We start from the raw sequence: 13,178 nt of genomic DNA, 5'->3' as shown, positions 1-13,178 counted from the left end.
CAATTAATGGCTTCCATTAAAAACATATTTTCTTCCCGTACAGATAAAAACGGGGAATTTTTTAATTCCTTAAAGAAAATATTAGGCTTTAGTCCCAAAGACATTTCCATTTACGAAACTGCCTTTACACATCGTTCCACCAACGAAAAAAATACAAGCGGGCGACCACAAAATTACGAACGGCTAGAGTTTCTGGGCGACGCCATGCTGGGTGCGGTAATTGCCGCACACTTGTTTAAAAAAGTACCCGAAGGAAACGAAGGTTACCTAACTAAAATGCGAAGCAAAGTAGTAAGTCGTGAGCATCTCAATGAATTGGGTCGCGATTTAAACCTTGTTAAATTTTTAAAAACAACCATCCCCACGCAACAATTTAGTGGGAATATTTACGGGAACGTTTTTGAAGCTTTGGTTGGAGCCATTTATTTAGACCGCGGTTTTAAGTATTGCGAAAAATTTATTCAGAAAAGGGTCATTAAACCTTATGTGGATATAAAAAAACTGGAAGGGAAGGTTATCAGTTACAAAAGTCTCTTTATTGAATGGTGTCAAAAACACAAAAAACAATTCAATTTTGAGGTCTACGAAGACAATGGCAAAGATGAGTTGAAACATTTCGCTGTTCGTTTAAAACTCGGCGACGAAGTAGTTGCAAAGGCTCGTGCTACTTCAAAAAAGAAAGCTGAGGAGCGCGCGGCAAAAAGAGCGTTTTATAAACTTCATATAAAAGTTGATTCAGAAACCCCCTAAGTCAATAAGTTATATTTACGTCAAATTTTTCAATAGCAACTCTGTATTCTAGCTAATACCTTTAAAGTTGCTTATTTTTGTGAGTAGATATCTTTCAATGGTATCCAACATTAATAAAATATTGAAGATGAATGGCGAATCTCAAATTAATTTTTGACGAAGATTTTGAAGAGCCTTATGCACTCATTGCAATCCATTGCAGTGAGGAAGATTATAAATTGGCATATTTAATAAATCGCCACCTCAATATGAGGTTAAAGCGAAAAAAAACTGATCTCGACTTTTCAACGGAAGGTTTACTAATAACATTTCCGTTGTACAATTTTGAGGATTTACATAAATACACCCACTTTTACTTATTAGCCAACAAATGCAGGTCTGTTGAAGCTGGTTTACAGAGTTCTGGCGGCCTTTTTGCTGAAATGGCTACCGAAAAATCAAGGGTTCATTATCTACTTCCTGAATTCAAAAAAGTAGATTATTTTCTGAAAATTTATTCAGATTTTGAAACTTTGCCTTTGCGAAAAATTCTTTCAGAAATAAACGATATAAAACAGGTAATCTCTGCCTATTCAGTAGAAATAGAGAATATAAAATCAAGGAATAATTTAATTTTCGATTAAATGTCAAATCAAAAAAGAACCAAAATAGTTGCCACACTTGGCCCATCTACCTCGTCTAGAGAAATTCTAAAACACATGATTCTAGAAGGCGTAGATGTATTCAGGGTTAACTTTTCGCACGCAAACTACGATAATGTAAAAGAGAGCATTAAAACAATCCGCGAACTGTCTGAAGAGTTAGACACGCACGTAGCTATTCTGGGCGATTTACAAGGTCCAAAATTGCGCGTGGGGATGATGAAAGAAGAAGTGGTTGTGCAACCTGGCGACGAACTTTACTTCTGTACGGGTGAAGAATTTGAAGGAACTCGAGAAAGGGTTTATATGAATTACGACAATTTTCCGAGAGATGTGAATCCTGGAGAACGCGTACTATTGGACGATGGTAAACTTATTTTTGAAGTACTTGAGACCAACCGAACAAACGAAGTAAAAGTAATGGTAGTCCAAGGAGGCCCATTGCGTTCTAAAAAAGGAGTAAATCTTCCAAATACAAGTATTTCCCTTCCTGCACTTACTTCCAAAGACAAGGAAGATGCCGTTTTCGCAATTGAACAAAAAGTAGATTGGATGGCGCTTTCATTTGTGCGTCACGCAGAAGATTTAAAAGAATTGCAGGCGCTTATTGAAGCGCATTCAGAATATAAAATTCCTATTATTGCCAAAATTGAAAAACCTGAGGCTGTTGAAAATATCGATAAAATTATCGCCTTTTGCGATGGTTTAATGGTTGCTCGTGGCGATTTAGGCGTAGAAGTTCCGGCAGAAGAAGTACCGCTTATTCAAAAAGAATTGGTGCTTAAGGCAAAACGTGCACGTATTCCAGTAATTATCGCGACCCAAATGATGGAAACGATGATTACATCGTTAACCCCAACCCGTGCCGAAGTAAACGATGTAGCCAACTCGGTTATGGACGGCGCAGATGCTGTAATGCTTTCGGGTGAAACTTCCGTAGGAAATTATCCAGTTGCCGTAATAAAAACGATGACAAAAATATTGAAGAGCGTGGAAACCTCTGAATTAATTCGCGTTCCACAAGACCCACCACAGATTAAAACCAACCGTTACGTTACAAAATCCATTTGCTATCACGCTGCACTTATGGCAAACGAAATTGAGGCAGAGGCTATTTGTACATTAACGAACAGTGGTTATACAGCATTCCAGATTTCGGCTTGGAGGCCGTCGGCGTATATTTTAGCCTTTACTTCCAACAGACTCATTCTTGCCCGTTTAAATTTACTTTGGGGCGTAAAAGCGTTTTATTACGATAAATACGTAAGTACAGATGAAACTGTAGACGATGTAAATAGAATTGCTTTCGAAAAAGGATATGTGCACAAAGGCGATTATTTAATCAATCTTGCGGCTATGCCAATAGTAGATAAAGGAATGGTGAACACGTTGCGAGTAACGCAGGTTAAATAATTAATCTGCGTCTTCAACTTTCTCAATTTTCATCACGTCAGCTTCTTTGGTAATAGTAACCGTATAACCAAACCCTGTAGTTTTGTAGTTATAAACTATTTTCTGAAGTGCATTGTCGCTTCTAGAAATTTGTAGCGCGCTGAGAAAATCGGTTTTCTTTTTATTGCCGTTTTGTTGGGTTTCACTGTTGGAACCCTTTGGATTTGGAAAGGCAAATTCTTTTGGAATTTCAAAAAGCTGCTGAGCCGTAAAAAAAGCTTCGTGCCATTTGTCGGTTGGTAAAATTAAGATTTCGGTTTTAGTGGGATTACTTGCCGAGCCGCCTGTGGCTTCAGAATAATTTACCTTTGGAAAATCTTTTTTCAATTCTTCGGCATAATTTTTTGCTGAAGAATCTAATCCCGGAGGAGAAAATTTAGACAGAAAACCACTAAAGGCAAATCCTTTATTGTTGTTGTATTCCACTTCATCCATCGCGCCATCAATTCCCCCAACATTCATCGTTGATTTATCTTCGGCATTCACAATTTTTACTTTCGTACCCAATGGCATTACTGCAAGTTTTGCGCTTTGTAGATTTGGAAATTCGCGCAGCGTTAATCCACTAACCGCGCTAACATACATAAACCCCTGAGTAGTTTCTGCGGGAATGGTATCTGTTACAACAGTTTGCGCGTCTTCATTGTTTTTAGCGTCGTTTTTACAGGAAGAAAGTAATGTAATGCCTGCAAGAAAAAGAATTGAAAAAGCTATGGTCTTCATAATCTGGAGTTTTTAATTAGTTAAAGATAGGTAGCTTTTTTACATATATAAAATTTATGATTCGCTGTCCTCCAAAGGAGGGGCATAAACTCCCTTCCCTAAGGGAAGGGCTGGGGCTGGGACTAAAATTCAAGTTTCAATTGCACATCAATTGTTTCCTTCGGAGGATCTTTTTTCTTTGGGGTTTCGTTGTTTAGATTTGAAATTGAAATGCCCAATAATCGTACCGATTCCTTCATTCTTTCCTGAAACAATAATTCTTTAACCACTTCCATTATTAATTCTTTGGAAGAAACAAAAAGCGAAAGCGTTTTGCTACGAGTTTGTTGTGAGAAATCACGATACTTTATTTTTAAAGTTACGGTTTTACCCGCTAGTTTGCTTCGTTTTAAACGGTTTTCGACTTCTAAAGCAATTTCTTCTAAACGTTCCAACATGAAAATTTCCGAAGAAATATTTTCAGAAAATGTATGTTCGGCTGCAAGGGATTTCTGCGTTCGTGTGGGTTTTACTTTGCTATTGTGAATTCCACGAACCACCTTATAATAAAATCCGCCACTCTTTCCGAAGTGCTCTTCTAAAAATTCCAACGATTTATTTTTTAAATCTAAGCCAGTAAAAATTCCCAAACGGTACATTTTCTCCTTGGTGACTTTTCCAACACCGTAAAATTTCTTTACATCCAGCGTCTCCAAAAACGGCTCCACCTCTTCTGGTCCCAGTGTTTTTTGTCCGTTGGGTTTGTTGATATCGCTAGCAATTTTTGCTACAAACTTATTCACCGAAATTCCAGCCGAAGCATTTAATCCAGTTACTTCTTTAATTCTTTTACGAATTTCTTCAGCAATCATCGACGCACTCGGATTGCCTTTTTTATTTTCGGTTACGTCCAGATATGCTTCATCTAAAGAAAGCGGTTCTACTAAATCTGTATATTCTAAAAATATTTTCCTAATCTGTTTCGAAACCTCTTTATAACGATCAAAATTGGTTTTAACAAAAATAAGTTCCGGGCAAAGTTTTCGCGCCATTGCGCCACTCATCGCACTTCGAACCCCAAATTTTCGCGCTTCATAACTAGCCGCGCTCACCACGCCACGGGCTGAACTTCCTCCGACAGCAACAGCTTTTCCACGCAGTTCGGGATTATCCAACTGTTCAACGGACGCATAAAAAGCATCCATATCTACGTGAATAATTTTGCGAATTTGGTGTTCTGCCGGCATACTGCAAAAATAGTATCTTAAATGGTTACCAAACCCCAAAGATTTTTAAAACCTTGTAAGTATCTTTATATTATGAAAACAGCAATTATTTTAGGAGCTACTGGATTAACCGGAAGTATTCTTTTAGAAAAACTATTGGCAGATGCTTCTTTTGAAAAAATAATTCTCTTTTCACGCAGTTCCGTAGCAAAGAATTCGCCTAAAATTGAAGAGCATTTGATTGATATGTTTCAATTAGAAGCCCATTCCGAATCATTTAAAGCAGATGTAGTTTTCTGCTGTATTGGTACTACAAAAGCCAACACCCCAGATAAAGAAACTTATAAAAAAATTGATTACGGCATTCCCGTTACCGCTGCAAAACTTGCAAAACAGAACGGAATTAACACATATATTGTAATCTCGGCATTAGGCGCAGATGCAAACAGCAGCGTTTTTTACAACAAAACAAAAGGTGAAATGCAACGCGATGTGTTAAACCAAAATATTGAAAACACTTACATTTTGCAACCTTCGTTAATTGTTGGCGATAGAGATGAAAACCGTTTGGGTGAAAAAATTGCGATATTTTTTATGAAGAATTTCAGCTTTTTAATTCCGAAGAAATACAAAATGATTAAAGCTGAAACGATTTCAGATGCAATGGTAGTTTTGGCGAAAGAAGGGTATCCTGAAAAAATTATCCCTTCGGAAAAAATACTAATGATTGGAAAATAAAATGTAAGATTGAGTACAGTCGAAACCTCCCATTAGTTCTCGAATGCGCTCGAACAGACAAATCTTTATAAACGATGTATGCAAGAAATAGAACGCAAATTTTTGGTGACTTCCGAAGCTTTTAAAAATGAAGCACACAAACGCACACGTATTGTTCAGGGTTTTTTAAACACCAATCCGGAGCGCACAGTTCGTGTTCGCGTGCAGGGAAGTGATGGTTTTATTACTGTAAAAGGTAAAAGCAATAAGTCGGGACTGTCTCGTTTTGAGTGGGAAAAACAGATTTCACTCGCGGAAGCTGAAGAACTACTTCACCTTTGTGAACCGGAGATTATTGAAAAAACGCGATATGAAATTTCAAGCGGAGATCATACTTTCGAAGTTGATGATTTTATGGGCGAAAACATAGGTTTAATTATTGCCGAAGTTGAGCTCGATGCCGAAGATGAAACTTACATAAAACCCGATTGGGTGGGAAAAGAGGTTACTGGCGATGTTAAATATTACAACTCAAATTTGAGTAAAAATCCTTTTAAAAAGTGGATTTGAAGAAAGTTGCAGTTGGCAGTTGCAGTTAGCAGTTTGCTAATTCAAAAGTTGACTAATTTTCACAATTGTTTCAACATCTGAAGTTGCCACAATTCCCTCTTCAAAAAAAGCTTCGCCGTGCATTGAAACATTAGGTTTTTTAGGAAGCATTTGCTTTTTTGTTGTTGCGGAAAGATGAATGCTTTTAAATCCAGCTTCTTTAAATTTTAAGGCGTTTTCTAAATTAATTCCGCCGCCAGGCATAATTTCTATTTCTCCTTTTGAATTGTTTAAAACCTCTTTCAAAAGTGAAATTCCTTCAATTGCTGACGGTTTTTGTCCCGAAGAAAGCAATCTATTCACTTTTAAATTGATTAAATTTTGAAGTTCTTCCAAAGGATTTTCAACCCAATCAAACGCTCGGTGAAAGGTAAATTCCATTCCATCGGAAGCCGTAATTAACTGTTTCGTTTTTTCAATATCGATTTTGTTTTCTGAAGTTAAAAATCCGCTTACAATTCCTGCACAACCCAACTTTTTGCAGAAGGCAATGTCTTTCAACATTACATCCAATTCTTCTTCGGAATACGTAAAATTTCCACTTCGCGGACGGATTAAAACGTGGGTTGGAATCTCCAATTCCGAAACAACTTTTTCAATCAAACCGTGGCTTGGCGTAAGGCCGCCCACTGAAAGTTCAGTGCAAAGTTCTATTCGGTTTGCGCCAGCAAGTTGCGCAGCTTGGGCGCTTTCAAAACTGTTTGCACATATTTCTATAATCATATTTATAATAAATTTTAATGTCAGGTTAAGCGCAGTCGAAACCTCATTCTATAATAATTTCGTCAATAAATGTCCATGCTTTGTTGCCCGCGCCTTGTTGGCCTTCGGGAATAGTTCCGTAATTTGGAATTTTAACATGCACAACACTGGTTGTATAAGGTTTATTTTTAATGGATAAATCAACTTTTACCGCTTTTATATTTGGTTGTAGATTTTGCAAATATTTGGTGGAACTAGTGAACTTTTTTCCTTCCGGATTAAAGCAAAAACTTATAACCTCTTTCGGTGCGTGAATCCACTGTCCAGGCGCATCATAAAATCGAAGGTTGACGGAATTGATTTCAATTTCCTTTCCAAAATCAATTGTAATCTCCAAATTATCGCCCCAAAACCCCAGCCATTCTTTATCGCCGTAGCGCGAATCACTACCCTCAATTCCGTTAATTAAAGCTTCTTTTCCTCCAGCGGCATACGCAGGATTCGGCGTTACGTTCAATGAGATTTTTGCTGTAATTCCTTTGTGATATTTTATTTCTTCAGAAAAATCGCTTCCCACTTTTGCACCGTTTTTAAAAACGTTTGCCGTAATTTTTGAACTTTCTTCAATCAAAATGGGTTTCGAATAAACTTCACTTTTAGAATCATTTAAAGTAAATCGAATCTCTTTTCCCGCTGTTGGCGTAGTCATTTCATAAAAAACTTTGGCGTCAGTTTTCAAAATATTGCCTTCAATTTCGTATAAATGGTTTGCGTAATTAATATTCAAAGCATCCAAACGCGGCATAAAACCTTCAACACGAGAAACAAAATTTGGGTAATCCTTTTCAAAATTTTCTGAAGGACCGTTCCACGTAACTTCACTCATTGCAAGGATTCTCGGAAAAACCATATATTCCACTTGCTGTTCATTAGGAATATATTCTGTCCACAAATTGGCCTGGGCGCCGAGAATATATTTTGATTCTTCAGCATTTAATTCTTTGGGAATTGGATTAAAAGAATACACTTTTTTCAACGGAAGAAAACCGCCAATCGCCACAGGTTCATCTGCGTTATCGCTTTGATAATAATCAAAATACGAATGCGAAGTAGGCGTCATAATTACGTTGTGTTTTTGTTTTGCAGCATCAATCCCGCCCTGCATACCGCGCCACGACATTACCGTTGCGTTTGGCGCAAGACCGCCTTCCAAAATTTCGTCCCATCCAATTATTTTTTTTCCTTTACTATTCACAAATTTTTCAATCCGTTGAATGAAATAACTCTGCAAACCGTGTTCATCGTTTAAGTTTTTGTCCTTTATTAATTTCTGGCAGTGGGCACAATTTTTCCATTGAATTTTTGGCGCCTCGTCGCCACCAATGTGAATATATTCCCCAGGAAACAAAGGAATAACTTCACTTAAAACATTTTCTAAAAAGGTGAAAGTTTCTTCTTTTGGGCAAAAAATATCATCAAAAACGCCCCAAGTGGTTGCAACGGGAATCTGTTTGCCCGTACAACCCAATTCAGGATACGAACTAATGGCAGCCTGTGCGTGGCCAGGCATTTCAATTTCTGGAATAATAGTTACGTTTTGGGTTGCGGCAAAGGCAACCACTTCTTTTATGTCTTCCTGCGTATAAAAACCGCCGTAGCGCTCGCCGTCGTATTTTTGTGGACTGTCATTATAATGACCAATTAACGTTTCTTCGCGAAAAGCACCTTTTGAAGTAAGCTCTGGATATTTCTTTATTTCAACCCGCCAACCTTGGTCGTCCGTAAGATGCCAATGAAAATAATTCATTTTGAGCAATGCGAGATTTGCAATGTATTTTTTTACAAATTCCTTATCGAAAAAATGTCGGGAAACGTCTAAATGCATTCCGCGATATTGAAATTTTGGAAAGTCTGTAATTGTTAATTGAGGAAGAGAATAACTAATATTCTGCTTTGATGTTTTTTGTTCCAATTCCGTCGGAAGCAATTGCCTTAAAGTCTGAATTGCATAAAAAGCGCCACTCGCATGACTAGCTTTTATATAGATTTTTGAATTTGAAATATTTAAAAAATACCCTTCGGAAGGTTGGGTAGCATCTTTTTCGAAAACTATATTAGCCTCTTTTTCTGAAGTTTTTATAAGTGAAAATCCAACGCCATTTTGAAGAAAATCATTTAAAAAATTTCCTGCTATCTCAAATTTCGTTTCAAAATAAATTGTTGTGTTTTTATCAATGGTAAAAGTTCCGTTGCCAAGTTCTATTTGCTGGGGTTTTGGAATTAGTGTGATTTCATTGTTCTGCGAAAACATTCCAATGGAAATTATAAATATGAAAAAGAAAAGATTTTTTCGCATCGCTATTTTTTAAATTGGTTTATGGCTTTATATTCCAGTGTTGGTGCAGTCTTGCTTTCGGTAGAAAAAAGAATTGTTTTTGGTCTATTTGGTAATAAATCAAAGAAATTATCTTCAAATTTTCCGTTCTCATCTGTTGTTAAAAATACGTCTTTCTGTAAAGTTTTTGAGTTGTGAGTTACCAAAAATCCTTCTTTTACCTTTTCGATTTTGGTTTCAATTTCAGCGCTCTTCAACTTCAAATCTTTCGGTTTCGCAAAATAATGCAAATATTCACTTTGCCCGAAATCGATTTTTAAAACACTAAATGATTTATCAAATTCTAAAGTTTTCAAAGGAAGTGAAAAAAGGATTTTACTACTGTTTTCAAGGCTTTCGGCTATGATCTGTTTTTCATAAATTACCTTTCCATCGAAATCCATTAACTTCAAATAAAGTGAATCTTTAATAGTTTCAAAAGTATCGTTCACCAAAAATATTTTCAAAGAATTATTTTTTACTTCCGTAGAAACCAAAACATTTCCAAAAGCTTTTTTTGCTTTATAATGAAGTGCTTTCCAATTGCCCAAATAGTCAATACTCGACCACGATACGGCCGGCCAACAATCGTTTAATTGCCAGTAAAGCGTTCCCATATTATAGGGTTTGGCCCGGCGCTGGGCGTGGATTCCTTTTGTAATTCCATAGGCTTGCAAAAGTTGGCTCATATAAACGTAGTCCGCTGCATTCTGTGGAATTGGGAAGTCGCGCGCCATATAATCTTCAATAATTTTAAAGCCACGAGAATGCTTTTGATGGTTTGCAAAAAGTGGATCATTCATTATAACCGAATCTCTTCCAGTTGCGTACTGAATGGTTTTAACACTCGGGAAAGACTGAAACCCAAACTCGCTCATAAACCGCGGTACTTCTTCTTCAAAATGCTCAAATGGATAGCCGTCGTGCCAAACCCACCAGTCGTGCGCATCGCCTTCAAACTGATAGCGTTTATCGCCACGACCATATTTTGGGGAACTCTCCCAATAGGATACACTCGGGTTTAAACTGTCCACTGCGCGCGGCAAAATATGATTAAAAACAGCGTAATAAACTTCCCAAATTTCTTGCTTTTGTGCTTCGGTTTTATCGTCTTGCCATCCCCAACGCTGCCAACCTTCGCTATTTTCATTATTCCCGCACCAAAGCGCAATACTTGGATGGTTTCGCAAGCGTTTTATATTTTGAATGGCTTCCTGTTTTACGTTCTCCAAAAATGCCGCATCGCCGGGATACATGGCGCAAGCGAACATAAAATCCTGCCAAATTAAAATTCCTTTTTCATCACACAATTCGTAGAAATAATCGTCTTCATAAATTCCTCCGCCCCAAACACGAAGCATATTCATATTTGCATCAACTGCATCATCAATGAGTTTTGAAAATTTTTGCTGGTTTACCTTCCCTTCCAGCATTTGTTGGGGAACGTAGTTGGCGCCTTTCATATAAACGGGTTTTCCGTTCAGTTTGAAATAAAAACTTTCGCCTTTGGAATCTTTTTCTGTTATCAATTCAATAGAGCGTATTCCGAGTTTTTTTGAATGGGTTTCTAATACAGTTTTATTGTGTTTCAGCTCAATTTGAATGTCATATAAAAAGGGTTCACCCAAATTATATGTCCACCAAAATTTTGGGTTTTTTACTTTAAAAGGTATTTGATATTCGTTTTGTCCCGCTTTGGTTTTAAAGGTTGAAGCAAAAGTTTCGGAGGTGTTTTTATTTGTAATTTGAACGCTTATTTCTTCCTCTTTTACTGTTTCAATTTCAAACGCAGCAACTATTTCTGCTACTGTATCGTTGATAGATTTTGTTTGAAGAAAAGTGTCTTTTAATCGCCCAATATTATAACTAATCAATGAAACATCACGCCAAATGCCCATTGTTTTTATGGTTGGTGCCCAATCCCAACCATACTGATATTGTGGTTTTCGGGTGAAAACGCGGTTGCCTTCGGGCAGTTGATAATTGAGCTTTTCGGCCTCAATTTTTTCTATTGAATCCGGGCTTTTAAAAATGACCAAAAGTTCGTTTTCAGCTTTTAAGGCATCACTAATATCTAACTCCCAACTTCGGAAGGCGTTGTTTGCGGAAAGAATTAAACTATCGTTTAGAAAAACTTCGGCGTAGGTATCTAAACCTTCAAACTTCAAGAAATGTTTTGTTCGTTTTAAAATTTCTTCGGAAACGAAAAATTGTTTTTTAAACTGCCAGTTTTTAGTAGAAATCCATTGAATGGAGTCTTCGTTATTCTTTAAAAATGGGTCGGGAATTTCTCCCAACCTCAGCAAATCTGCTTGTACTGTTCCCGGTACTTCTGCAGTTTGCCAATCTCTCTTTTCCGTTTCAGAGAATTGCCAACCTTCATTTAGTGAAAGTGTTTCGTTGGGCTTTTCTTCACAAGAAAGGAGGGAAATTAAAATTATAAAAAAAGCGTATTGCATTTTTCTCATTCAACTAAAATAGCTGTTTTAAAAATAGCACATAAAAAAAATCTGCCTTGAAAAAAATTCAAGACAGATTTACAATCAACAATAAAAACAATGAAAAAAACTATTGCCAACCACCACCCAAAGCTTCGTATAAATCTACGATGGATTGAAGTTGGATATTTTTTGCGTTTATTAAATTTAAACTAGAATTTAAAGCATTTTCCTGCGCAGTCAACACTTCTAAATAGTTAGCGAAGCCACTATTTAAAAGATCTTCAGAATAACCAGTTGCCAAATTATAGGCGTTGTATTCTTTTTGCTTCACCTCTATTTTTTCTGTGGCTGATTCATAATTGTACAATGCGTCCGAAACCTCTTTGCTGGCATTAATAATTGCATATCTAAAATCTAAATATGCTTGCTCTTGCTTGGCTTGCGAAACTTCGTACTGTGTACGTATTTGACGCTTGTTAAAAATAGGCTGCGTTAAACCCCCGATGATAGTTGCGAATAATGAATTAGCATTAAATAGCTTATCAATTTCAAGATTTTGCAAGCCACCACTTGCCGAAAGCGTTAATGTTGGGTAAAAACTTGCGCGTGCGGCATTTGTAAGTTCAAAGGCATTCATTAAACTGAATTCAGCTTCAATAATATCTGGGCGGTTTCTTAATAATTGTGTGGGAACTCCAGTGTTTAAAGGTGTATTTATTACTTGATTCTCTAACGCTCCACGGGTAATTTCCTGCGGCGCATTTCCCAATAAAATGGACATTGTGTTTTCCATTAAACGCGTTTGGTTTTTTAAATCGATTAAAATTCCCTGTGCTGTGTATAATTGGGCTTCCGTCTGTTTTACGCCTACTTCGGTAAGGTTTCCGGCTTCCTTTAGCGCTTGTGTGGTTTCTAAACCTTTAGCGCGCGTTTCAATAGTCTCTTCGGTTACACGAATCTGTTCATCGAGTGACAACAATTGATAATATACAGAAGCGATATTCGCAATCAATCTACTTTTTACTGCTTGGTGGGCTGCAACACTTTGAAGGTATGTAGCTTGATAAGCACGATCATTACTGCGAATTTTTCCCCAAATATCTGCTTCCCAGGAAAGACTTCCGCTTAATTCATATTGATCTAAAGATGAAAACTGGCTCCCAAACTGACTTCCACTCGAAAATTCTTGATGCGTGTATTGTCCCTTTCCGCTCAGCGATGGAAAATAACTTGCCTTGCCCTGTTTTACATAAGCTTCTGCAATTCGAATTTGCTGAAGGGCAACACGAATATCAATATTGTTATTCAATCCTTCTTCAATATAACTTTGAAGCGAAGGATCTGTAAACAACTCTTTCCAAGAAACCGTTGCAATGCTTAAAGTATCCTGCGGAAGGTTATCTGTTCTGTAATTTGCTTCGTTTACAACTTCTGGCCGTTCGTAATCTTTTGCCGCAAAGCAGGAAACGAGCAGAAGTGGAACGCCTATTATTAACAGCAATGAATAAATTCTATTTGTTTTCATCTGTTTGGTTTTATGGTCTTTTAAGGATGAATTTATTTG

At 37.1% G+C, this 13,178-nt stretch carries 11 protein-coding genes; 5 read left to right on the top strand and 6 right to left on the bottom strand.

All coding sequences use genetic code 11. The annotated features are described in order from the left end of the window. The first annotated feature begins 6 nt into the window (after positions 1 to 6). The 3 genes from rnc to pyk all read left to right on the top strand — a co-directional run bounded on the left by rnc (position 7) and on the right by pyk (position 2,804). Positions 7 to 750, top strand: a complete 744-nt coding sequence (gene rnc / locus AC3RVG_RS05135) for a ribonuclease III (RefSeq protein WP_489690372.1) — start codon at positions 7 to 9, stop codon at positions 748 to 750. 131 nt (positions 751 to 881) lie between these two features. Beyond that, the gene (locus tag AC3RVG_RS05130) at positions 882 to 1,373 is read left to right on the top strand and encodes an IPExxxVDY family protein (protein ID WP_489690371.1); all 492 of its coding nucleotides are present in this window, start codon (positions 882 to 884) and stop codon (positions 1,371 to 1,373) included. Next, entirely contained in the window at positions 1,374 to 2,804 is a 1,431-nt protein-coding gene (gene pyk / locus AC3RVG_RS05125) for a pyruvate kinase (RefSeq protein ID WP_489690370.1), read from the top strand. It abuts the gene before it with no gap. On the opposite strand, the gene AC3RVG_RS05120 is transcribed toward pyk, so the two are convergent. Continuing rightward, positions 2,805 to 3,566, bottom strand: a complete 762-nt coding sequence (locus tag AC3RVG_RS05120; RefSeq protein WP_489690369.1) for an SH3 domain-containing protein — start codon at positions 3,564 to 3,566, stop codon at positions 2,805 to 2,807. 122 nt (positions 3,567 to 3,688) lie between these two features. Next, positions 3,689 to 4,792, bottom strand: coding sequence for a DNA polymerase IV (dinB, locus tag AC3RVG_RS05115; protein WP_489690368.1), 1,104 nt, complete (start codon positions 4,790 to 4,792; stop codon positions 3,689 to 3,691). A 69-nt stretch (positions 4,793 to 4,861) separates the two neighbouring features. Here dinB and AC3RVG_RS05110 point away from each other — a divergent pair, with 69 nt between their 5' ends. Together AC3RVG_RS05110 and AC3RVG_RS05105 are read left to right on the top strand one after the other, a co-directional pair. After that, positions 4,862 to 5,509: an NAD(P)H-binding protein gene (locus AC3RVG_RS05110; RefSeq protein WP_489690706.1), complete on the top strand. Its 648-nt coding sequence runs from the start codon at positions 4,862 to 4,864 to the stop codon at positions 5,507 to 5,509. A gap of 78 nt (positions 5,510 to 5,587) precedes the next feature. Continuing rightward, positions 5,588 to 6,058 (top strand): CYTH domain-containing protein, encoded by a 471-nt coding sequence (locus AC3RVG_RS05105; protein WP_489690367.1) that lies wholly within the window; start codon positions 5,588 to 5,590, stop codon positions 6,056 to 6,058. A gap of 36 nt (positions 6,059 to 6,094) precedes the next feature. Here the strand turns inward: AC3RVG_RS05105 and AC3RVG_RS05100 are convergent, their stop codons facing one another. From AC3RVG_RS05100 to AC3RVG_RS05085, 4 genes are all read right to left on the bottom strand, one after another. Continuing rightward, the gene (locus AC3RVG_RS05100) at positions 6,095 to 6,820 is read right to left on the bottom strand and encodes a copper homeostasis protein CutC (protein ID WP_489690366.1); all 726 of its coding nucleotides are present in this window, start codon (positions 6,818 to 6,820) and stop codon (positions 6,095 to 6,097) included. 43 nt (positions 6,821 to 6,863) lie between these two features. After that, positions 6,864 to 9,155 (bottom strand): beta-N-acetylhexosaminidase, encoded by a 2,292-nt coding sequence (locus AC3RVG_RS05095; protein ID WP_489690365.1) that lies wholly within the window; start codon positions 9,153 to 9,155, stop codon positions 6,864 to 6,866. Between the two features lie 2 nt (positions 9,156 to 9,157). Further along, on the bottom strand, positions 9,158 to 11,641 hold the full coding sequence (locus tag AC3RVG_RS05090) for a beta-mannosidase (RefSeq protein WP_489690364.1): 2,484 nt from the start codon (positions 11,639 to 11,641) through the stop codon (positions 9,158 to 9,160). A gap of 100 nt (positions 11,642 to 11,741) precedes the next feature. Beyond that, positions 11,742 to 13,139, bottom strand: a complete 1,398-nt coding sequence (locus AC3RVG_RS05085) for an efflux transporter outer membrane subunit (RefSeq protein ID WP_489690363.1) — start codon at positions 13,137 to 13,139, stop codon at positions 11,742 to 11,744. Positions 13,140 to 13,178: the final 39 nt, after the last annotated feature.

It is taken from the genome of Aequorivita sp. IT1282 (genome assembly GCF_058068205.1).
This window is presented reverse-complemented; position numbering and strand designations above follow the sequence as displayed.